This is a genomic window from Echinicola strongylocentroti (genome assembly GCF_003260975.1).
Taxonomy (GTDB): domain Bacteria; phylum Bacteroidota; class Bacteroidia; order Cytophagales; family Cyclobacteriaceae; genus Echinicola; species Echinicola strongylocentroti.
This window is the reverse complement of record NZ_CP030041.1, coordinates 5,921,188-5,943,424: the sequence shown is the minus strand read 5'-3', so window position 1 is coordinate 5,943,424 and position 22,237 is coordinate 5,921,188. Positions and strand designations below refer to the sequence as shown.

The 22,237-nt window shown below is 42.9% G+C and carries 19 protein-coding genes; 7 read left to right on the top strand and 12 right to left on the bottom strand.

Going from position 1 to position 22,237, the window contains the following annotated elements:
- Positions 1 to 256: 256 nt before the first annotated feature.
- The 7 genes from DN752_RS23320 to DN752_RS23285 all read right to left on the bottom strand — a co-directional run bounded on the left by DN752_RS23320 (position 257) and on the right by DN752_RS23285 (position 8,466).
- Complete coding sequence (locus DN752_RS23320) at positions 257 to 1,765, bottom strand: FMN-binding glutamate synthase family protein (RefSeq protein WP_112786206.1); 1,509 nt, start codon at positions 1,763 to 1,765, stop codon at positions 257 to 259.
- Between the two features lie 203 nt (positions 1,766 to 1,968).
- Positions 1,969 to 2,934 (bottom strand): YheT family hydrolase, encoded by a 966-nt coding sequence (locus DN752_RS23315; protein ID WP_112786205.1) that lies wholly within the window; start codon positions 2,932 to 2,934, stop codon positions 1,969 to 1,971.
- A 1,097-nt stretch (positions 2,935 to 4,031) separates the two neighbouring features.
- Positions 4,032 to 4,388, bottom strand: coding sequence for a hypothetical protein (locus DN752_RS23305; protein WP_112786686.1), 357 nt, complete (start codon positions 4,386 to 4,388; stop codon positions 4,032 to 4,034).
- Between the two features lie 8 nt (positions 4,389 to 4,396).
- Complete coding sequence (locus DN752_RS23300; protein WP_112786203.1) at positions 4,397 to 5,608, bottom strand: BaiN/RdsA family NAD(P)/FAD-dependent oxidoreductase; 1,212 nt, start codon at positions 5,606 to 5,608, stop codon at positions 4,397 to 4,399.
- Positions 5,609 to 5,715: 107 nt separating this feature from the next.
- On the bottom strand, positions 5,716 to 7,248 hold the full coding sequence (locus tag DN752_RS23295; protein WP_112786202.1) for a helicase HerA-like domain-containing protein: 1,533 nt from the start codon (positions 7,246 to 7,248) through the stop codon (positions 5,716 to 5,718).
- A 208-nt stretch (positions 7,249 to 7,456) separates the two neighbouring features.
- Entirely contained in the window at positions 7,457 to 7,864 is a 408-nt protein-coding gene (locus DN752_RS23290) for a DUF4332 domain-containing protein (protein ID WP_112786201.1), read from the bottom strand.
- Between the two features lie 152 nt (positions 7,865 to 8,016).
- On the bottom strand, positions 8,017 to 8,466 hold the full coding sequence (locus tag DN752_RS23285; protein WP_112786200.1) for a DUF937 domain-containing protein: 450 nt from the start codon (positions 8,464 to 8,466) through the stop codon (positions 8,017 to 8,019).
- Positions 8,467 to 9,018: 552 nt separating this feature from the next.
- Here DN752_RS23285 and DN752_RS23280 point away from each other — a divergent pair.
- The 4 genes from DN752_RS23280 (at position 9,019) to DN752_RS23265 (ending at position 13,959) form a co-directional block, all read left to right on the top strand.
- A complete protein-coding gene (locus DN752_RS23280; protein WP_112786685.1) occupies positions 9,019 to 9,690 on the top strand; it encodes a tetratricopeptide repeat protein in 672 nt (223 codons plus the stop codon).
- A 25-nt stretch (positions 9,691 to 9,715) separates the two neighbouring features.
- A complete protein-coding gene (locus DN752_RS23275; protein WP_112786199.1) occupies positions 9,716 to 10,060 on the top strand; it encodes a zinc ribbon domain-containing protein YjdM in 345 nt (114 codons plus the stop codon).
- Between the two features lie 355 nt (positions 10,061 to 10,415).
- The gene (locus tag DN752_RS23270; protein ID WP_112786198.1) at positions 10,416 to 12,743 is read left to right on the top strand and encodes a DUF2339 domain-containing protein; all 2,328 of its coding nucleotides are present in this window, start codon (positions 10,416 to 10,418) and stop codon (positions 12,741 to 12,743) included.
- Positions 12,727 to 13,959 carry a DUF3999 family protein gene (locus tag DN752_RS23265; RefSeq protein ID WP_112786197.1) on the top strand — a complete coding sequence of 411 codons (1,233 nt, stop codon included), beginning with the start codon at positions 12,727 to 12,729 and terminating at the stop codon, positions 13,957 to 13,959. Before DN752_RS23270 ends, DN752_RS23265 begins: the two co-directional genes overlap by 17 nt.
- A 98-nt stretch (positions 13,960 to 14,057) precedes the next feature.
- Here DN752_RS23265 and DN752_RS23260 read toward each other — a convergent pair whose 3' ends face one another.
- A complete protein-coding gene (locus DN752_RS23260; protein ID WP_112786196.1) occupies positions 14,058 to 15,011 on the bottom strand; it encodes a CobW family GTP-binding protein in 954 nt (317 codons plus the stop codon).
- A gap of 464 nt (positions 15,012 to 15,475) precedes the next feature.
- Here DN752_RS23260 and DN752_RS23255 point away from each other — a divergent pair, with 464 nt between their 5' ends.
- From DN752_RS23255 to DN752_RS23240, 3 genes are all read left to right on the top strand, one after another.
- A complete protein-coding gene (locus DN752_RS23255; protein WP_112786195.1) occupies positions 15,476 to 15,694 on the top strand; it encodes a hypothetical protein in 219 nt (72 codons plus the stop codon).
- A gap of 162 nt (positions 15,695 to 15,856) precedes the next feature.
- Positions 15,857 to 16,078 carry a hypothetical protein gene (locus DN752_RS23250; protein WP_112786194.1) on the top strand — a complete coding sequence of 74 codons (222 nt, stop codon included), beginning with the start codon at positions 15,857 to 15,859 and terminating at the stop codon, positions 16,076 to 16,078.
- 598 nt (positions 16,079 to 16,676) lie between these two features.
- Positions 16,677 to 17,168, top strand: coding sequence for a glycosyl-4,4'-diaponeurosporenoate acyltransferase CrtO family protein (locus DN752_RS23240; protein WP_162633339.1), 492 nt, complete (start codon positions 16,677 to 16,679; stop codon positions 17,166 to 17,168).
- Here the strand turns inward: DN752_RS23240 and DN752_RS23235 are convergent.
- The 4 genes from DN752_RS23235 to DN752_RS23220 all read right to left on the bottom strand — a co-directional run bounded on the left by DN752_RS23235 (position 17,157) and on the right by DN752_RS23220 (position 22,164).
- Positions 17,157 to 19,619, bottom strand: coding sequence for a glycoside hydrolase family 2 TIM barrel-domain containing protein (locus DN752_RS23235; RefSeq protein ID WP_112786684.1), 2,463 nt, complete (start codon positions 19,617 to 19,619; stop codon positions 17,157 to 17,159). The two genes, DN752_RS23240 and DN752_RS23235, sit on opposite strands and share 12 nt — an antisense overlap.
- Positions 19,620 to 19,869: 250 nt before the next feature.
- Entirely contained in the window at positions 19,870 to 21,534 is a 1,665-nt protein-coding gene (locus DN752_RS23230) for a PepSY-associated TM helix domain-containing protein (RefSeq protein ID WP_112786191.1), read from the bottom strand.
- 2 nt (positions 21,535 to 21,536) lie between these two features.
- The gene (locus tag DN752_RS23225) at positions 21,537 to 21,836 is read right to left on the bottom strand and encodes a hypothetical protein (protein ID WP_112786190.1); all 300 of its coding nucleotides are present in this window, start codon (positions 21,834 to 21,836) and stop codon (positions 21,537 to 21,539) included.
- Position 21,837: 1 nt separating this feature from the next.
- Positions 21,838 to 22,164 carry a hypothetical protein gene (locus DN752_RS23220; RefSeq protein WP_112786189.1) on the bottom strand — a complete coding sequence of 109 codons (327 nt, stop codon included), beginning with the start codon at positions 22,162 to 22,164 and terminating at the stop codon, positions 21,838 to 21,840.
- Positions 22,165 to 22,237 lie beyond the last annotated feature (73 nt).

Below are 22,237 nucleotides of genomic sequence, written 5' to 3'. Positions count from 1 at the left end.
CTGACACAACTACTTAAACTCATTTAACCTACCACCTACTGACTCATTGTACTTCCCTGATTAGTGTTGACCGGATTAATATTAGTTTTCATTATCAATTATTGTAATCGCTAGTCATTTACTAAAATCCTATTGTGTTTCTCTTTGCTCCAAAATAACCCCACCTAACCTCCCCGCCGCGGCGGGGAGGATTGTCTCAATACAATGTACATTTGTCTCAAGTCTCACTTCTCAAGTCTCACTACTAAAAACTACATCAATCCACCCTGTTCAGCACGGAGTCAGGGAAGTATTTATTGGTCAAGGCGACCATTTCATCACCTTTCACAAACATGCTGATGTTGATTTCATTGGTATGCTTCACTCCACAGGCTCCCAATAGTTCTAGGACAGCATGCATGGTATTTCGGTGAAAATTGAATACCCTTTCGGCCTTCTCTTCCACCACCAATCCCTTCACCAGCATTTTATTTTGCGTGGCCACGCCAGTTGGGCAGTCGTTGGTATTGCAGCGGAGTGCCTGAATGCAGCCCACTGTAAACATAAATGCCCTGGCGGAATTGCACATATCGGCTCCCAGGGCACGCATCCTCAAAATAGAAAAAGCCGTGAGCACTTTGCCACTAGCAATTACTTTCACTTCTTGCCGCAGCCCAAATTTTTCCAAGGTCCGGTGCACAAAAATCAATGCGGGTTCGAGTGGAATACCCACCGAATCGGAAAATTCCAATGGCGCAGCCCCAGTTCCGCCCTCGGCCCCATCCACCGTGATAAAATCTGGCACTACACCACTCTTTTTCATGGCCGCGCAGAGGTCGATAAACTCCTCCGTCCTTCCTATACAAAGCTTAAAGCCAACTGGCTTACCATCGCTTAGCTCCCTTAATTCGCTGATAAACTTGATCAGTCCCTCAGGGTCAGAAAATTTCCGGTGACTGGGTGGAGATACGATAGTGGTGTGGGGTATTACTCCTCTGATTTTAGCAATTTCAGGCGTGTTTTTCTCGCCTGGAAGTACTCCCCCATGACCGGGTTTGGCTCCTTGGGAGATTTTGATTTCAATCATTTTCACCTGCTCATGCGCTGCTTTCTCTTTGAATTTTTCCGGATCAAAATCCCCATCCTCGGTTCGGCAGCCAAAATAGCCAGTGCCGATCTGCCAAACCAAATCTCCACCACCTTCCAAGTGATAGGGCGAAAGTCCTCCTTCACCCGTATTGTGATAAAAATGCCCTTTCTTGGCTCCGTGGTTAAGGGCCATGATAGCGTTTTTGCTCAGTGAACCAAAACTCATCGCCGAAACATTCAAAATCGAAGCACTGTAAGGATGCTTGCAGGCCTTGCTACCGACAATCACCCGAGGAATCTCTGAAACGGGCGGGGTAGCGTAAATCGAATGCCGAATGGCCTCGTAGTTTTCACCAGTGATTTCCAGTTGTGTGCCAAAGGGGTGGGTATCGTTTACATCCTTGGCCCGTCTATACACCAACGCCCTGTGATTTCGGCTGAAAGGTTTACCGTCAGTAGTTCTTTCGATAAAATACTGTTGGATTTCTGGAGAAATCATCTCAAAAAAGTACCTAAAATAACCTAGAATAGGGAAATTCCTTAAAATCGTATGCCGTTTCTGAAAACGGTTATAAACCCCGATCAAAACTATCGGCCCTATGATCAGAAAAGCCCAAATCCATTGTTCATAATAATAGGCCAAAATGGCAAAGAAAATAACTAGGATAATGGTGATATTATAAAAAAGATGGCGCATAATTTTGGTATTTGTTGCTTAACCTAACACATAGGCATGCTGTTTTTCTTAACAGACTGCCCATAAAATTCATCAGAGCTAAATATAAGCTTTTTGAATCATGTGAAAAACTATTTAATATCCTAAACTATCAAATCAGCAAAAGGTTTTGATCGCTATATAATAATGGTGGATAAAGGCATCAATCTAAAAAACACCTAATGTCATTTCGAATTCAAAAATTCCAGTAGCCTTTCCTCTGCCCAGCTAAACTCCTTCCTTTTGACAGCAAAGCCTGTATGCCCACCTCGTTTGGGCATTTCCAAATAAACCATTTCGTGCTGTGCGGCAAGTTGTATGGGATAGCAACGATCAATCAGCAATGGATCGTTTTGGGCATTGACTATGAGCGTGGGAACAGAAATTTCTTCCATCCAATTGTCAGGGCTAACAGCATGATAAAAGTCCTGCCCATTCCTATACCCGTGAAGTTTTGCGGTAAAGTGGTCATCAAACTTATCAAAATCGTTTACCGTCTGCAGTAAAACTTCGTCAATAATACCAGGAAACTGCTTGGCTTTCTCGGCCATTTTCACCTTTAGCTTGGCGAGGAATTTATTTTTATAAAAGATGTTTTTGGTAAATCGCAACGTCGCTGCACTGTCTGGCAAATTACAGGGAGTGCTATAGACCGCGGCCTTTTTTATAGGATTGGGAAGTGCACTTCCTTCTTCGCCGAGGTATTTGAGTGTTTGCGCTCCTCCCATACTGATCCCGGCAAGGTAGATATCGGTATATTCACCAGTAGCCAGCACGTGCTCGATTACTGTTTTCAGATCATGTGAGGCTCCATGGTGGTAAAGTACTTGCTGACGGTTCATTTCACCGCTGCACGAGCGGTTGTTCCAGGCCAATGCATCCACCTGGTGTTGGTTAAACAGTTTCACTAGCCCCGTGACATAGTGTCTAGCTGAGTTTCCTTCCAGCCCATGGGAAATGATCAAAAGCTTTTTGCTTCCCACCCTACTCCAATCTAAATCCAAAAAATCCCTATCCGCTGTATCGATCCGCTCACGCTGGTATACGACACCAGTAATTTTCCGAAACACACTGGGCAATATCGTTTCGAAATGACCATTAAAGTAAAGTATTGGTGGACCGGGATAGGAAGAATGTTTTATTAAAGGCATGGAAATTCAGCTCGGTAATGGCCGACAAAGTAAATGATCTTAGGCTGATGAAGCAATAAACTACCCAAAAAATCACCATAAGTGAAGCGTATTCTTCCATTGCTAAAACACCCCTGACAACTGTATTCCTCCCCTTGTTGGCGAGGTAGGTGGGGTCTTTTGATAAATCTCCCCTATTGTCCAGTGTCTATGTTCTTACAAACAAACTGTATCCTAAATAATTGCTCGAATATATGGTATTGAGTTAAAAACTCAATGTTCGTGGTTCCACAGCACAGCTGTCGGAACAAGGGGACTGTTCCCTGGCCTCTCAAATATCAATGCTTTAATTTCATAACCTCAGTTCGATTATAAAACCGTTTCCGTACAGTGGTCGGAACATGCACTGCGAGCCTGTCTGGAGCCAAACAGGACTTAGGGGGAGATTTGAGGAAGTGGAAGCCGTGGCAGCTCGCCGCGGCGAGTTGCCACACCCTTTTCCAACCCACATCCTCCTTAAAAGGCTTCGCTATGACGCTTTTTATACTAAAAATAAGTCGAGCTCAGGTTAAAAGGGCATTACACCCTAAGCCATGGGCCATACACAAAGTGAACATAAAAAATAATCTCTTTATTTTAGCAGCTATCACCTTCTTAGCATTATAAATTCACGCTAAGACCCAATACACACAAATAGCGCTTTATTCCAATAATCAATAGGGAGAAGCAATGTTAGGAAAGTGTGTCGAAAATTATTCCCCATTGAACCATTGCTTGCCCCTTATCTCGAGCCAACAGGTCTCCAACAGTGATCTATGGGAAGGAGCTACAGCAGTCTCCGTCCATACGAGATTGCCCCTTTTTCCTACGTACCATCCTGTAAAAAGAACCTATCTGACCCAGACAAGCTAACAATGACGGATTATTCCGATCATAAAACCAGAATATCAGGTCAACCCTATTCTATGAATGGATACAATTAGTAGCAATAGTGAATTTATGGCCCAGTATAGTTGTAAAAATCAACTTATCAGCATTTTACTAGTAGATCAATGGGCAAAAATGTAATGTGAAGTAGTAGTATTCGGCAATTCTCTTTTAACAAACGAAATCTGTGCTCAGTTATTCATTTCATAAATCTCTCGCAAGAGATCATCAGCAACTTTGGAAAACTCTTCCCAATGTTCATTCATCCTCTCATCCAATTCATCTTGTTGGATAAGCTGTCTTCCCTTGTCCAAAACTTGACTTAAATTTCTAAGCTCAAAAATGGTAACAGTTGGCTTAACCTTGTGCCTCGCTTGGTGAAGAATATCTTCATCACGCTTAGTAATACCATCTTCATATCGCTCTTTTAGCTCTTCTACGGAACTGGCAATGGCTTGAAGCAGTTCCTTCTGAAATTCCATATCTCCCTCTGACATTTCATGGACTTTATCCATGTTAATATTCCTGCTTTTAATCATGTTAGGCATGGTGTTGATCATAGTTTTTGTGTTGATTTTCCTGCAATATATCCCGTGGTCCAAGCGGCCTGAAAATTAAAACCTCCCGTAATACCATCTATGTCTAAAACTTCTCCCGCAAAGAACAAATTTGGCACCAACCGACTCTCCATATTTACTGGATTCACCTCATTTAGGGCTATTCCTCCAGCTGTAACAAATTCCTCTTTAAACGTCGTCTTACCTTTCATTTGTAAGATATAACAAAAAATATGCTGTTCCAAAATATTTATTTGTTTTTTGACACATTCTGACCACTTGGCCGATGAGTCAATTCCTGCACTTTCTATCAGGTGCTCCCACAGTCTTTTTGGCAAATCAAAAAGTGGGTGAACACTTACTTTACGTTTTGGGTGTAGTTGTTTGTAGGTGCGCAACGCTTGTCCGATTTCCTCCTCTTTCATTCCTGTCACCCACCTAATGTGTACATTCGTACTATAATCTTGCTCATGAAGCCACTTTGCCCCAAAAGCTGATAATTTCAATACCACAGGTCCACTGACTCCCCAGTGGGTGATCAATAATGGACCTTCATAAGCCAGTTTGGTACCTTCTATCCTCACCTGGACATTGGGGACGGCCACTCCAGGCAGCTGCTTCAGCTTTGCTGCTGGGGTATTGAAAGTAAACAAACTTGGGATCGGATCAATGATGGTATGTCCTAGTTTTTTGTACACATCGTAGCTCTTTGACTTTGGACTTCCTCCTGCCGAGACGATCACTTTGTCCACCATGGTGGTACTGTCATTTATAGTCAATACAAAGCCTTCATCCGTAGCAGTAACCTGTTGCACTTCTGACTTTTGCATTACTTCTACACCAAGTTTATCCGCTTCTTGGCGAAGTAGGTCGATGATGGTCTGTGAACTGTCACTAACAGGAAACATCCTGCCATCGGTTTCTGTTTTGAGCTTTACACCTCTGCTTTCAAACCATTCCACCGTATCTTTTACCTGGAACTTTCCAAAGGCTTTTTTAAGGAATTTTGCTCCTCTGGGATAATGCTTGACCAGTGTGGAAACTTGGTAAGCAGCATGGGTCACATTACACCGCCCCCCTCCTGACACCTTCACCTTGGACAGTGTCTTGCCCGTCTTTTCGTAGATCGTCACTTGTGCTCCTTCTTGTGCCGCATGAATAGCTGCAAAAAAACCAGCAGCTCCGCCTCCTATTACTCCTATAATCGCCATATACTGTAAAAATATATTGCTTCTTCCAAATTAAAAAACCCTTATGGATATATCCTAGATGAGCGATACGACTAGGGCAACATCTACCCCTTATGCGATGCAGTACCTTACTTGCGCTTTCCGGATAAGGTGCCAAGAATACTCCGCGTCAATTCACGGAAAATTGTCCTGCCCAATTGTCTGACCATGGTATTTTTGGACAATTCTTCAAATAAACTGTCTTCCTTTTTACGTGAAGTAGTTTTTCGGTTTGCAGTAGATGTATACTTCTCTTTGGCTGTTTCTTCTGCCTGTAGGATTTTTGCCTCCAGCATCTCGTGTGCACTTTGCCTATCGATCTCCTGGTTATATTTCTGAACGAGCTGTGATTGACTTACCAAGCTCTCCAGTTCGGTTTTGGACAGTATATCCATTCTGGTCACGGGAGGTCTCACCAGCGTGTGCACCAAGGGTGTGGGGATTCCTTTTTCATTAAGTGCTGTAACTAATGCTTCGCCAATTCCCATTTTGGTCAAGACCTCTTTGGTATCATAAAATGTAGATTCTGGGTAGTTTTCGGCGGTTTTGCCGATAGCCTTACGGTCCTTGGCGGTGAAGGCCCTCAAGGAATGTTGAATCTTAAGCCCCAATTGCCCCAAGACATTTTCCGGAATGTCCGTCGGACTTTGCGTACAGAAATAAACTCCGACACCCTTGGATCGGATCAGCTTGACGATCACTTCAATTTTATCCCTTAGGTCTTTGGAGGAATTGTCAAATACCAAATGTGCCTCATCGATAAAAAGGCACATCTTGGGCTTATCCGAATCTCCCTGCTCGGGAAAGGTTTCATAGATTTCAGATAGTAAACTCAGCATAAAAGTAGAAAAGAGCTTAGGCTTACTTTGAACATCAGTCAATCGAATAATGGAAATCACTCCTTTTCCTTCTCTCTGCCTCAGCAGATCATTGACATCAAAAGACACCTCACCAAAAAACGATGTCGCTCCCTGCTGTTCAAGTTCTATGATCTTTCGCATGATCGTATTCACAGAGGCCGAGGAGACTGCGCCAAACTCCTTCTTTATTTCTTCTTTACCTTCATTGATCACATATTGTAAGACTTCTTTCAAATCCTCCAAATCCAACAAGGGTAAGTGTTTGATATCACAAAACCTGAAAACCAAGGCTAAAATCCCCTGTTGGGTACTGTTCAGGTCCAAAATCTGTGAAATCAGCACCGGCCCAAACTCCGTTATTGTGGCTCTTAGCCTAGTCCCGGGCTCTTGACTGATAGTCAAAAACTCCACAGGAAGACCCGCAGGATCATATTCTACCCCTATCGCATCACTTCGCCAGACAATGTGATCATTTGAAGTGCCCGGGCAAGCGAGACCTGAAAGATCACCCTTTAGATCCATCAGTACGCTCGGAATTCCTTTCAGTGAAAGTTGCTCCGCCATCACTTGCAATGTCTTTGTCTTACCCGTACCTGTAGCTCCTGCTATCAGCCCATGGCGATTGAGTGTCTTTAGGGGAATCTTGACCGTAGCTTCTTTCACGGGATTTTTTTCCAGTATACCTGTTCCTAAAACAAAAAAGTCTTTTTTCGTTTGGTAACCTGCTGAAATATGCCGCTGGAAATCTTCTTTAGTTGTCATATAAAATGATTAAGCTGGTGGCTGGCTTTCCGAAATGCATAACTAGATGCTTTTTGTATCTTCTTCTATTAGTGAGCATGATGTCATCGTTTCGGTAGCAGCCTATCGGCTAAAAATATTTTTCATTCTCTACTATTGGATCAATCATGCTAAAATAAAAACACCTTGGACGGCAAACCGTCCAAGGTGTCTGTCTCTATAGCTAATATCAATGGGTAACCACCGGATCCAGTGATTTGGCCTGATCGATAAAATCTTCTATTTGGCTTAATGCAGGAACTGTTCTGGTAAGTTTTTTTGCCTCATTGGTTTCTGTAAGTGCCTTGTGGAGATTTTCTGGATTTCGGGTACGAAGTTCTTTGACCGTGTCCACCCCAGTAGCTTTCAGCAATTCTGCAAATTGGCTGGCGACGCCATTGATTCTAAAAAGATCAGCCATATTAACAAAATCCAAGATCTTGCCTTCATCAATTCCTGAAGATTCGGCCAATTCCTTTCTGCCCTTTTTAGAGGCGCCTTTCTCCAAAAGTCCTTCTACGGTTTTTACTCCTGCTTTGGTCAGTTTTTCCTGATTCACAGGTCCAATTCCTTCAATGCTTGTGATGGTTTTTGACATGATTGTAAACGAATTATAATTGAAAATTAAGTTAAAGTTGTCCTGTGGTAGCGATGCCAATCATTAATGAGCTTAATAAAGTCTATATGACCATATCCAGCATAGTCGGCCAATGCTTCCGCATTATTAAACCCCCATAAAAAGGATGATTGTCATTTAAACATATTCCCCAATCCGCCGAGCATATCTCCTGCCTTGCCCTTGAGGATATCACCCGCACTGCCTCCAATAAGCTTCATCAGGTCACCTTTGCCGGCATTTCCACCAGTCTGGCCTAGGATCTTATCGAGCACCAATGGCAGGACAAAATTGCTGATCTGCTGGGCAATACCTTCAGAAACTCCCAGCTTGGAGATATAATCGCTGGCCAGGTTTCCTGCAAACTTCTGGAACATACTACCACCGGCCGCTCCACTGCCTTGATTGATCATATTGAGCAATCCATCCAGGTTCCCGCCTGCAGCTTCTTTGGTGGCTGTGGCAGTGAGAGATTCTTGTGTGGTGTCTACTGCTTTGGAGGCTTGCTCCTCTGACAATCCAAACTGGCTAGTGATCTTAGAAATCACCTCTGGCCCCACATTTTTTAAAATTTCATTGATCATGTTAAAACAGTTAAGTTGTATAGTGCATCAAAAAGATTGCAGTCGCTATTCATCAATAACCCTGCCTGCTTTTTAACAAATCACTTTTAATATAACTAAAAATTACAATTCATTTAATAACCATTTCCGTTTTTAACAGTAAATTATAAAATCCTTAACAATTAACTAGTAATAAATACCCGAAACAATTTATTTCATCTCGTTACCTTGTCAAGTTTGAGGTTATTTTAGCGATTCCTACCCTGGGAAAAGATGGACAAACAGGATGAACCATCTATGGTGTGCCGTTAAAAAAAGCTGTATAAAAACTCCTGTTTTTGTAGTAAAATCATACATACCATTTGCGCAATAGTCATTCAAAATGCACTAATAATGTTAATATAACTTAAAAAAAAGGAAAAAACTGCGGACATTTCGTGCAAATTTTAGTTCTTTAAGTTCGATTAGATAGAGAGTAGAATCAATACTATGCCGCGAAAGAAAATCACACAGGAACATTCCTGGCTTATCCCTTTAAAGACTTCCCTTTTCATTTTATTATTATTGGTCGGAATGACCAACACTTCTTTTGGCCAAAGTAGCCCCAACCTAGGAAGAACTGACCGTCTCATGGAAATGGCCAAAACTTCCATCGCCAAAAGTGATTATGAAAAAGCCAATTACTATTTCCGACAAATTATCGAAAGCGGGGTTTCCATTCCACCAGAAATGCCCTACTATTTTGCAGAAACCCTTTACCAATTAAAGCAATTCGACAACAGCTCTAATTTCCTCAACAAATACCTTGAAATAAACGGGTTCAAAGCAGAAAACTATAAGGAGGCAAAAGCCCTACAGCAAGCACTGAAAGCTCCTTTGGAGGCTATTTCATCCTGTAAGCTGTGTGATGCCAAAGGTTATCGGTACCAACCCTGCCCTACCTGCCATGGCAAAAAAGTCATCGAGCAGGACTGTAGCTATTGTAAAGGAAAAGGAGTGGTGGGTTGCAGCCGCTGTAAAGCCACCGGGATCGTCACTCGGAAAAATGTCTTTGACATCACCGAATATTACCAATGCTCCCGATGTGAAGGTGAGGGAAGATTAACCTGCCCACGATGCGATGGGACACTAAAAGAGGTCAGCGCTTGCCATACCTGTTCGGGTTTTGGAGAAGTGCATTCCGAAGAGCTGTGTGATCACCAAAACCACGATGATCATAAAGAAGAAGTATTTACAGAACAGTAATTTATCCTACACATTACTACGAATCATGTCAGAGAATAGCCCTTGTCCCCAATGTAGTTCCATATACGCCTACCCTACCGGAGTTTCGATGATGTGCCCTGAATGTGGCCACGAGTGGAACCCAGAAACTGCAGTTACTGAGGAGGATGAAGAAAGTCTGGACGTCAAAGATGCCAACGGTAATCCCCTCCAAGATGGCGACGATGTGGTAGTGATCAAAAACCTGCCTGTAAAAGGCGCTGCCCACCCCATAAAAGCAGGCACCAAGGTAAAAAACATTCGTTTGGTAGAGGGAGACCACAATATAGACTGCAAAATCCCTGGCTTCGGCGCAATGGCCTTAAAGTCCATTTTTGTAAAGAAAGCCTAGGCAAATCCCAACGAAAATAGCTACAGTAAAGAAGACCGACCTATTGTTTTTTTGAGGCAAAATTAGGTGAATCGGTGGCAGTTGTTTGTTTCCTATCCCGCTACAGGAAACTGCTCTACACTTCCCGCTTCATAAAAACAAAACGCCTTCAATATGAAACAAATTACTTCCTCATAACCATCAACATCTGTAATCGTTATCCCAAAAGGTCGTAAGTATTCGGAGAGATTCACAATTTACGCTTTCGTATTTCCTGTAATAGATCACATTTTATTAGCCGAGAAAATCCTATATTGCCGGAATAGCTAGCTGACTGCTATTTTTTCATCAATCGACTCTATTTTACCATTAATCTATGGCTGAAAATCACGAAAAGCTGGACTTGCTTCTAAAAAACCTGGAAGTATTACTGGAAAAACAAGAAGCGTTTTCCAAGGAAGTCAATCAGCTGCAATCTGAAATCCAACAATTAAAAAGAACATCTACCTCTGCCGGAAAAGAGGAAAAAACGCTACCCGAAATTCCCAAAAAGGAACCAACACCATCGCTACGGCCCTTCCGTAAACAGGAAAAGTCAAAAGCAGCCTTGGCCTGGGACTTCCCTCCCAAGTCAAAAAAACCAAAAATCGACTTTGAAAAGGTTATTGGTGAAAACCTCGCCAATAAGATCGGTATTATCATCGTCATCATAGGGGTCGCCATAGGTGCCAAATACACCATTGAAAACCAACTGATCGGCCCACTGACCAGAATTATCATTGGCTACGGCTTGGGAATTGGTCTCATGGGATTTGCCATAAAGCTAAAAGAGAAGTATGGAAATTTCAGTGCTGTGCTGCTCAGTGGAGCCATGGCCATTATGTATTTTATTACTTTTGCAGCATTTAGCTTTTATGGGTTGATCGGGCTTCCGTTAACCTTTGCACTGATGGTTATTTTCACGGCCTTTACCGTGCTGGCAGCATTGCATTACGACAAGCAGGTCATCGCACACATTGGACTGGTGGGCGCCTATGCTGTCCCCTTTCTACTCAGTGATGGATCCGGCAATGTCGGCTTTCTCTTTTCATATATCGCTATTATCAATGCGGGAATCCTTGTCATTGCTATCAAAAAATACTGGAAAGCACTTTACTATTCCGCTTTTGGACTGACTTGGATCATCTATCTGGTATGGTTTGTTTTCGATTATAGACGCGCGGAACATTTTGGCTTGGCCATGACGTTTCTGGTGATCTTTTTTGTGATCTTCTACTTGGCATTCCTTGCTTATAAATTCCTTCAGAAGGAAAAGTTCAATTCAGCAGATATCATCATGCTGATGACCAATGCCTTTATCTTCTATGGAATAGGATATGCGCTTCTTTCAGATCAACCGGATAAAGCCCCCTTTTTAGGACTGTTTACACTGGCCAATGCCATTATCCATTTCTTGGTCAGCTTACCGATTTATCGACGTAAACTCGCTGATCGCAACCTCTTCTATTTGGTGATAGGGCTGGTTTTGATCTTTGTCACCCTGACTTTCCCAGTACAGTTGGATGGCAATTGGGTGACATTGCTGTGGACTGGTGAAGCTGCGTTATTATTCTGGATAGGAAGGACCAAACAGGTAGCATTTTACGAAAAAATGGCCTATCCCCTCATGCTCATCGCTTTCTTCAGCCTGATCCAAGACTGGTCGATCATCTACGCCACATATTATCCAGAAATAAAAGAAGCGCATTTTACGCCACTAATTAATATCCATTTTCTTTCCTCTTTGCTGTTTTTGGCAGGCTTTGGGTGGATCTATTGGCTGCAATCAACAACGGACTTCTCCCCGTCGTGGAAACCGACAAAAGAAACGGCCACTGTCATTTCTTTTGGTATTCCCGCGATCCTCCTCTTTAGCGCTTTCTACACTTTACTTGCAGAAATCAACACCTACTGGCAGCAACTGTATGTCATCTCGGAAGTGGCCATTGATAATATCGGATACGTTAGAAACGAGGACTTGCTCCATTTTAAGAGCATCTGGGCCATTTGCTATTCGCTGGCTTTTCTAGCAATTTTGGCGATTTTAAATTTCAAAAAACTCCGCAGTCAACCTCTCGGCTGGGTAAACTTGGTTTTATTGGCCTTTGCCTTACTGATCTTTTTGACCGATGGTCTTTATGCGTTAAGTGAGCTTAGGGTAACTTATCTGGATCCACCCCACCCGGAATACTTTGCATATGGGTTTGGAAATATTATCATTCGCTATATCTCCTTTGTTTTTGTAGGCCTAGCCCTTATCGCTGCCTATTTCTACCGAAAACAGGCTTTTATGAAACGTTCTTTTGTGATGGCATTTGATTTTGGACTGCACCTCACGTTAGTATGGACCCTCAGCAGTGAACTGATTCATTGGATGGACATGGCCGGCTGGTCCCGTCAATATAAGCTTGGGCTTAGTATCTTTTGGGGTGTCTATGCGCTGACAGTGATAGGAATTGGAATCTGGAAAAACAAAAAGTACCTGCGGATAGCGGCGATTGCGCTGTTTGGTCTTACACTGCTCAAACTGTTCTTCTATGACATCAGCCACTTGGACACCATCGCCAAAACCGTGGTATTCATTTCCCTTGGCATTTTATTGCTGATCATTTCATTTTTGTACAACAAATTCAAGCACATTATCACTGATGAGACCGATCATTAAACTTCTAATCCCCGTTTACCTGCTGGTGTCCCAGCAGGCCTTAGGGCAAATCAAGGATTACGCGTATATGCGTGAGTTGGAAGGCATCACCGATACGTGGCATCAGATTGACCTGCCGGATGATATTTTCGGAAAGGTCGACCAACAGCTCGATGATATCCGCATCTATGGCATCACAGCCCAACAGGACACGATAGAAGCTCCCTATCTCCTCAGGTCCACTGCGCCAAAAGCGGACAAAGCCTCCATTGACTTCAAATTACTCAACACCTCACAAAGTAGTGGACATCACTTTTACACGTTTGAAGTAGCGGGTGAAGCGATAACGGACCATATTGCCCTTGATATTGGTCGACAGAACTTTGACTGGAAAGTAAAGCTGGAGGGAAGCCATGACCAAAAAGAATGGTTCACCTTATTGGAAGATTACAGGATACTCTCCATCAAAAACACTTCCACAGACTTCCGGTTCACCACGTTGGATTTTCCGGCGGCCAATTACCCCTATTACCGACTGGCCATCCCCAGCAGCAAAAATCCCAACTTGCAAAAAGCAACACTAGAGCGGCAGGTCATCGAAAAAGGAACCTATCAAAACCACCAAGTCGCCAGTATTCAGTCACATCAGAATGATGAATCAAAGTCAAGTCAAATCGAAGTGAAATTAAGCATGCCGGTACCGATAAGTCAGGTGAAGATCAATATTAACGAAGATTTTGACTATTATCGGCCAGTCACTATAAGCTACCTTTCGGACAGTGTACAGATAGAAAAAGGCTGGCATTATCAGTACCGTCAGTTGGCTTCAGGAATGCTCAACTCCCTCTCGGGCAACCAATTTGACCTGCCTCCTACCACGCTACAGCAGCTCAGGATCACCATCCATAATCAGGACAATACACCTCTCACCGTGAATGGTGTGGAAGCCAAAGGATTTGACTATATGCTGATCGCCCGATTCACGACACCGGCAGATTATTTTCTGGTATATGGCCAGGCCAATGGAATAGCCCCGCATTATGATATTGCCCAATTCACTGAAAACATCCCTTCCTCCCCAAAAGCACTTACGCTAAAACCGCCAATAGCCATCCAGTCAACACCGGCTGCTGCTCCATTGCCGCTATTTGGTAATAAAGCATGGCTTTGGGCGATAATGGCCATCATCATTGTGGTATTGGGCTGGTTTTCCCTCAAGATGATCAAAAAAGCCTGATCAATTGGTGAAGACAGTACGCAAAATGCTGCTTTATTGGCGATCGGACTCTTCATGTCACGACTTTCTAGAAATGATATTTGATTGGTCTTCACCTGTCACTTGACCATTGCTTCATGATCAAAGCCCTTGGAAAACAGTTTCTCTATCCCTTTTCTGGTAAGCCCTTTTCCTATTACCACTAAAAAAGGATCTTGGACCTCATTTCTATGGACGGGAGAAATACTAAGCTGCTGGCCTACGCTTTGGACCAAGTGAAGGCGCTTGCTTCCATTGATATGGACATAGCCTTTGATCCTGTAAATCTGATGGTAATGGAGAAATAGTGACACCGTCAAGATACTTCGCAAACGACCAAGATCAAAAACGACCTCCTTAAAATCCAACAAAATCGATTTGACATCGCTGTGTTCATGCGATTGTGTTTCTTTATAAGTTAACAACTGGGGGGCTTCAGTAAAGTGCTGGGCCAGCAGCTCAGTGCTGATGTTACCGTAATTGGTAGGATATACAACAGAAAGAGGGTTAATTCGCTTGATTCTCTGAACGAGAGAGTGGGTGTAGTCTTTGGCAACCATTGCTTCCTTGTTCAACACTATCAAATCAGCAATGGCCAATTGTCTTCCCGCCTCTGGCACTTCTACCAAACTATCCTCAAATAAAACAGCATCGACTATTCCTATGACACTTTTGACTACGAAATACTCACTCACTGTTTCCATCACAAAAACACTGGCCAGAGCACCAGGGTCAGCCAAGCCCGACGCTTCGATAAACACATTCTCAGGAGGAGTGGGCATCTGCGCTATTTCTCTCAGGACGCTATAGAGCTCTTCTCCCAATGAACAACAAATACACCCGTTGTTCAACTCAAAAACTCGGTCTTGCCGGACATTCACCAAACCGCCATCCACAGATGCCGCTCCAAACTCATTTTCGATTACCATGTTGTTTTCACGGGCATATTGCTGCAATAAATTATTTAGCACAGTTGTTTTCCCAGCCCCCAAAAAACCTGTCAGTATAAAAACATTTATGCGTTTTGTATCCATAGTTAATAGCTTTTGGCCAATCCATCTTTCCAATTTTGATAAACGACTTTTACCCTTACTGTATTTTATGGTATCCTAATAGACAGCTAACCCATAGGAAATATATTCTCTGATGAACCTATAATACACAAACCTAATTGAGAATGCTATTTTTTGCAACATTGTTGCGTTATTTTTATTTAAATACCCTACCCCTTTTACGGTATTTAATACCAATATTAGGTTTAAGGAAAGGGTTTTTGCGGGATTTTATTTAAATTACGTAATACGATTAGGAATCCTTTCATGATTATCAGCAATGATACCAGTAATCACAGGAAAATGAAATAGGTGCTCACAGAAAACATGGAAATCTCAGAAAAGCCTTATTTCATTCTTGGAGTTCTGTGTGTTCCGTGAGAAATAAAACCTATTGGCAATAAAGCGTATAATCAGAAATCCTTTTTAACTATACCGATTTCAATATGAGCAATGTAGGAAAAACTATCAATGACCATTATTGCCATGGCTTTGGCAACACCAATGAAAATTTATCAGGAAGCCACATAGAAGCTGAAGGAATTGACTGGATCATACTCAGAACACCACTCAGCACTCCTGTATTCATTGACTTTTCCAAACATCTCAATAAAAAACAAGCTTTAATAGCATCTTGGTGTGAAGTACAACGATTGCACGCATAATATAGGTGCTTGTAAATATCACCTCTACAATTGTATTTAGTAACGGTTCACTTAAAAAAATCACCATCTCTTATTATCAATTCTAAAAAAAATCACATTATTCGTTTGTCTATTTGTCAATTTTGATTACTTTGATATAAAGAAACTACACTTATCAGACTAATGAAAAAACACCTCATCGACTTTGAGTTGTTCAAAGTGCTATTTCCTTCTTTAATAAAGCTTGAAATAAAACGTTTTCAGACTGCAATCGATCAAGCCGAAGATGTCTATTTTATTGAGGCAGAAAAAGAAAGGAAAATCACCACGAAAATTGAACTCAAACGGATTTTTTTAAAAAAATTACCATTCGAAATTTACCTTAAATGCTTTCCTCCTTCATAATTCTTATGATTGGATAAGTCTAACTTGAGCCCAGAAGTACTTACAAAATTCACCTCCTTTATATCCACCCAAAAAGTAGTTGGTGCTTGGCCGGGTCTTACGGAAAAGTTGAAGGATCGGGGGATGGTTCGGATAGAACGCTGATGACGCAGATGATTATGATTTGCGCTGATTTTTTGCTTATAATTGGAAAAGACAAGTAGCATAAAAAAGCCCTGAAAGGGCGTAATCTCCTTAGCCATGGGCAACCCCTCATGGTGAACATCAAAAGCAACCTCATTCTTTTAGCAGCAATTACCTGCCTAGCGCTTATAAATTCACGCTAAAAACCAATACACACCAACAGCGCTTTATTCCAATAATCAACAGGAAAAAAGAGTCTTAAGGAAGTGTGTCGAAAATTATCTCCCAAAAAATATTGCTTGATCCATCACTAGGCTAAGGGCATCATACCAATCAGCACATTTATCTACCACCCTTATAAAGACTGGAAAATAAGCCCCATTTCATCGATGTGAAAAGAAAACAATATCCAAAATTTAAAATAATTATGTGAATTGCGTGTTTATGTAGTTAGCAGGTTTATAATCCAAAGTAAATGATCTTAATCACCATAATTTTCCCTACTATTCTTTCATTGATATTTTCTTGGTTTGTTGCGATAATGGTTTGTCATTGGACAAAAGGCCACCTTCTCCATTCCAGGTATGGTAAGCTGTTCCTCTTTAACGGCAACAAATGGGAAAAATGGATAGCCCTCAACTGGTTTGAAAAATTCATCTCCTATTTTCCACTGGAGTACATGGAATATCAGATGATGTATGGAAAAAACCAAAACCGTATTAGCCTTGAGGAGATTAAGATCAAACACTTTACCCGGGAATTTGAGTACCTAATTGCCACGGTGGTTTTAGCTGGTATTACACTATTCATTTTTTTTACAGGTTCCCAACTCTTTTTCTACCTACTGGTGATGGCCAATTTACTTGGTAATTTTTACCCGTTTTTGATCCACCAGCGGACAAGGAGGAAACTGGAAAAAAGAAACTGTAGTCTAAGAAAACCTAAAGAGCATCCATCAATAAGCTGACAAGGTTTCCTCCCCTGTCTTGACTCCCTTTGCCTTTGCGACCACCTTGATTTCACCTGACTTTTCTGGTGATACGATAAGCGTAAGTTGGCCGTTAAACACCTTCATAGTAGGCTTATGAAAAAGCTCCAAACTAGTCGGATCACCATTGGCAACGGCCTTGAAAGCCCCTGCGCCATTCACTTCAAACGACAGGGATCGTTGATCGGTCGGACAGAGATTCCCCTCCTTATCCACAACCTGCACGCGGACAAAAGCCAGTTCCTTGCCATCCACGGACACTTTTTCTTTTTCGGGAATTAGGTTGATGTGATGGGCTTTTCCTGCCGTATGTAGGAGTTTCTCAGCTGCCTTGTTGCCATTGTCATCATAAGCTATCAACTTCACTTCGCCAGGTTCATATGTCACATCCATCCACATCAGCCGGTACCGTTCCTGCAAGCTCCCCTCTTTGGTCTTGGCCTTTTTCCCTTGGCTCTTGCCATTAATGAAGAGTTCGGCAGATGGATAGTTGGTATAAACAAAAACTGGTGTCTTCTCACCTTCTCTTCCCTCCCAATTCCAATGGGGCAAAATATGAAGGGTCTCTTCTTCTGGCTTCCACACACTCTTGTACAAATAATACCTATCCTTGGGAATTCCAGCTAGGTCAACAATCCCGAACATCGAGCTGTGATTGGGCCAAGCATCGGTATCATACGGCGTAGGCTCTCCCAAATAGTCAAAGCCTGTCCACACAAACTGTCCCAAGGTCCAGTCATAGTCTTCCGCCAGTGCAAAATCATCCTCGGGGAGATTTGACCAGCTGCAGTACTCCAGTCCATAAGCGCTGGACTGCTGGTCTTCATGGATCACCTGCGCGCCTTTTTCTACAGAAAAATGATAAACACCCCTAGAACTCACCGTGGAACCGGTCTCTGAGCCCAGTACCAAGCTGTGCGGGAGCTTTTCATACCCCTCCTGATACCGATGGGTGCGGTAGTTAAAGCCCGTCACATCGATCATTGCTGCGAAACCATTGTCCAGCACGCAGGAAATGCGGTCCATTCCGGCAGTAACCAAGCGGGTAGGATCTTCTCGGTGACAAATATCCTGAAGGAATTTGGCCACTTTATACCCATCGGCACTGCACTGGGTAGGCACTTCATTGCCGATACTCCACATGACCACGCTTGGGTTGTTTCGGTAATGACGCACCATATTCACCAGGTCTTTTTCGGCCCACTCGTCAAAGAAGCGGTGATAACCATTTTTGCATTTGGCCACATCCCATTCATCAAAGGACTCCACCATCACCATCAAGCCCATCTCATCGCACAGCTCCACCAATTCGGGAGCAGGCATGTTGTGTGAGGTCCTGATGGCATCAGCGCCCATGTCCTTCATGATCTTCAGCTGTCGCTTGATAGCAGAACGGTTCACTGCCGCGCCCAGAGGGCCAAGGTCATGGTGCAGGTTTACCCCTTGGAATTTTCTCCGCTGCCCATTAAGGAAAAAACCTTTATCTGCAATGAATTCAATTTTCCGAATCCCAAAACGCGTCGTAAACTCATCCACCAGCTTGCCTCCAATGGAGATGGTGGACTTGGCAAAATACAGCTGAGGCGTTTCAGGAGACCAAAGTTGCGGGTCATTCACCGTCAAAAACTGCTCAAGTGGCCGACCGTGATTGAGTTGTTGGGTATTTTCCTTTTGTGTCACTTCCTTCCCAGAAGCATCTGTAATGATTGTTGTGATAGTGATGTCAGTTCCTTCCGGCACATTCTTTACCTCGGTTTTCACATTGACCGATGCATATTCCTCAGCGACATGGGGCGTGGACACAAACGTCCCCCAAACGGGCACATGGGTTTTGGGAGTAACCTGCAGATGTACATTCCGATAGAGCCCGGCCCCAGGATACCAGCGAGACGATTGCTCTTTGTTTTCCAGCCTGACGGCCAATTGGTTTTTGGATCCGTCCGTATGAAGGAAATCCGTTACATCAAAATAAAACGTATTATAGCCATAGGGCCAAAAGCCTACTTTTTCCCCATTGACATACACTTGTGCCTCGCTCATGGCCCCATCAAAAATCAGTTTTACCCGTTGTCCCTCAGGGTCAAAACCAGGGACCTCAAACGTCCTTCTGTACCAGCCGACTCCCATATAGGGCAATCCGCCTGTTCGCCCAGTTTTCTTCGTGGCCACTTTTTCACCATTTTGGGTCACAGCGACGATTTGCATGTCGTTGCGCTCATCAAAAGGACCATAGATCGCCCAATCATGCGGAACGGTCACTTCCTGCCAGCCTGAATCGTCATAATCTACCGCGAAGGCCTTTTCTTGCTCTCCTTTGCTGAACTTCCAGTTGTCTTCCAGCGTCCATGATTTTCGTACATCTTGGGCAAGTAGGAAAGAGGGAATGCTGGCTAAGAAAAGCAGGCAAGAAATAACTAATCGGAAACGCATGGTCTTCATTTTATCGGTTAAGCTAAAAAATAAAGATAGTGACTTTAAGAATAGCTCTTTCAACACGTCTGGAAATTTCAACCTCATTGTGCTGTACTGTGCTGTTTTCTGAGGTAAGCACGAAGCAACCGCTGACTGCATGCTGAAGGCTCAAAATCGTCCAAACGAGTAACGCACTTTTACGGGTTATTGTTGCTAGCAATTTTGGCTATTCTAATCGATCAGAGGAGAAATGATCCCCAGCTGTACATCAGTTTAATTGTTGTAGACTTTCCTCTCTCGTCAAGGAAACATCTACCCCTTTTTGCAAATGGCTGATCACTCTTTTGCGGGGAGGTGATTTGACTTGCTTGTCTGGCTTTTTAAGATTCAGTCCAATGATCAAAGCCGTCAAGGAAACCGCCAACCAAAAAACATCTACCACAAAGATCTGGTAATAACCAGCAGGAAAAGTCACCCAAGGCCAGTTACCACTGATGATGCCATTGGCCACTGGAACCAGAAGCCCTAAAACGGCACCTCCTAAAAGGTTATATTTATTGGTAAAGAAATTGTCCCGTTTTGCGGCAAATAGCACTGACAACACCAACCAACTGTAAAAGAAGACTTGATAGATGAATGTCATGCGTGTAGCATCAAAATCAAGAAGGAAAACCTTGACCGCCAAAAAGGTAATGGCCGTAGCCGGAAACATACTCAAGCAAACCGCCAAATAAATCCAAACGACCCAAGCATTGAACTTCCGCTGTTTTTCAGGGATGTGCTTTTTGTCACGCGCGACCAACCAGATCATGACACCCGAAATAATGACAAAACAAGAAATAATACCCAAAATAAAATAAACTACCTTCAAGGGCATACCACCAAAATCCCCAAAGTGCAGCTGGGTAATAACAGCTGTAGCGGCATTTTGATAAGAAGTGGACGTAAAGGGATCCACGACTTTTACCTCTTCGCCAGTAGTTGCATTAAACACAATTTCTCCCCTGCCCGCAAATTTTGCTTTATAATCTGTACGGCCTTCTATCCCAATGTGCATATTTTGATCACCATAATCAAACACCTCAACATTACGAACTTCGAAGCCATCCCATTTGTCTTCTGCACGTGCTACGAATGCATTGATGCTTGGCACTTCGGCCAATTTATCATTGGACCACTCATAATGTGGTGGATTAAAACCAAAGTCCTCATACAGCTGGTTAGTATCTCCGTCATATACGAAAGCTACCACAGCTGGAGACATCACAGATGTACCGATGATCAGGCAGGCTCCTGTCACTGCATAGACAAATTGGTAAGGTAAACCTATCACTCCAAGGGCAGTATGGGCGTCAGTCCAGAGGTTTTTCAAGCTGGCTTTTGGGCGGAAGACATAGAAATTGGAAACGATCTTCTTCCAATGCACCAACACACCGGTGATGATAGCAAAAAGAAAGAAGAAGGCCACTAGACCCGCCAAGATATATCCTGAAGTTCCCCACAAGTTTAGCTGGGCAAAAAAGTGAAGGCGATACAGCAACTCCCCTATGCTGTAGTTACTTTGATAAGTGTAAGTATCGGAAGTCTGGGGATCCAAATAGAAGAAATTCCTCCGCTTTGCTTCCTCGGTGGCCGTAGTATCCTTAGTGGCAGATAGGCTGACATTGATCCTTCGCTCATTAAAATACCTAGTAAGGGCCACATCTCGTCCATAAAGTGCATATCGCTGATCAAGGGTATCCAACAACACGTCAAAATCCAAGTCACTCAAGGTCGCATTTTCAGCAATCGGTTCATTTCTCTCCCAACCAACGATCTCATCCCTAAAAAAGGAAAAAGAACCAGCAAAGAAAATCACAAACAACGCTACGCTGATCACGATGCCGCTTACGGTATGGGTATGGAATAGCACATTGTAGATCCTGTTACTCATATTCAGACAATTGGGTTATAGATTTTACCAATATAGATCAACCCTGAAAAGACCAAGGTGCAAAGGAGATAAATGCCCCACACTTTCCATCCATTTCTAAAGAGAAAAGCTACCACAAACAACGTGGCCCATAACATAAAACCTCCAAACCGGAGACTGCTGAGGACATTGATATGGTCTACCCAAAAGGCAATGGCCATAAAAAGGCTAACGGTCACCGCGTATCCACCCAAAAATCCCGCTGTGATCTTGGCAAATCGCTGTGATTTTGATGTCGTCAAGTGTTTTTTATTGGCTGGCATATTATAACAATTCAAAGATGAAGGAAATGGCAAATAAGACAATGAGGGTCTTGAAATTCAAAAACCTTATCGGAGTGACCACTACCACCAAGCTTCCTATTGTCATCAATAGAACAAAAAAGGTAAATATACCCGCTCCCAGACCACTGTCAAAGACCGCTATCAGCAATCCCACAAGAAATAACAATAGGCCTATAACTTTTGATTGGTTAGGATAATGATGGGCCCATATTTCCAGGCGGTGTGTCTGGTGAAGTTGTGCTTTTTTGGAAGTATTATATAAGAGATAAAAACCCAAAAAAACGATAAATGCTGCTAATGTAATCATGGTCAGTCCGCTTCAAACTTAACTATACAACAAATATAGAAGCAGGACAACGTCAAAGCAACTTTATTTAGAT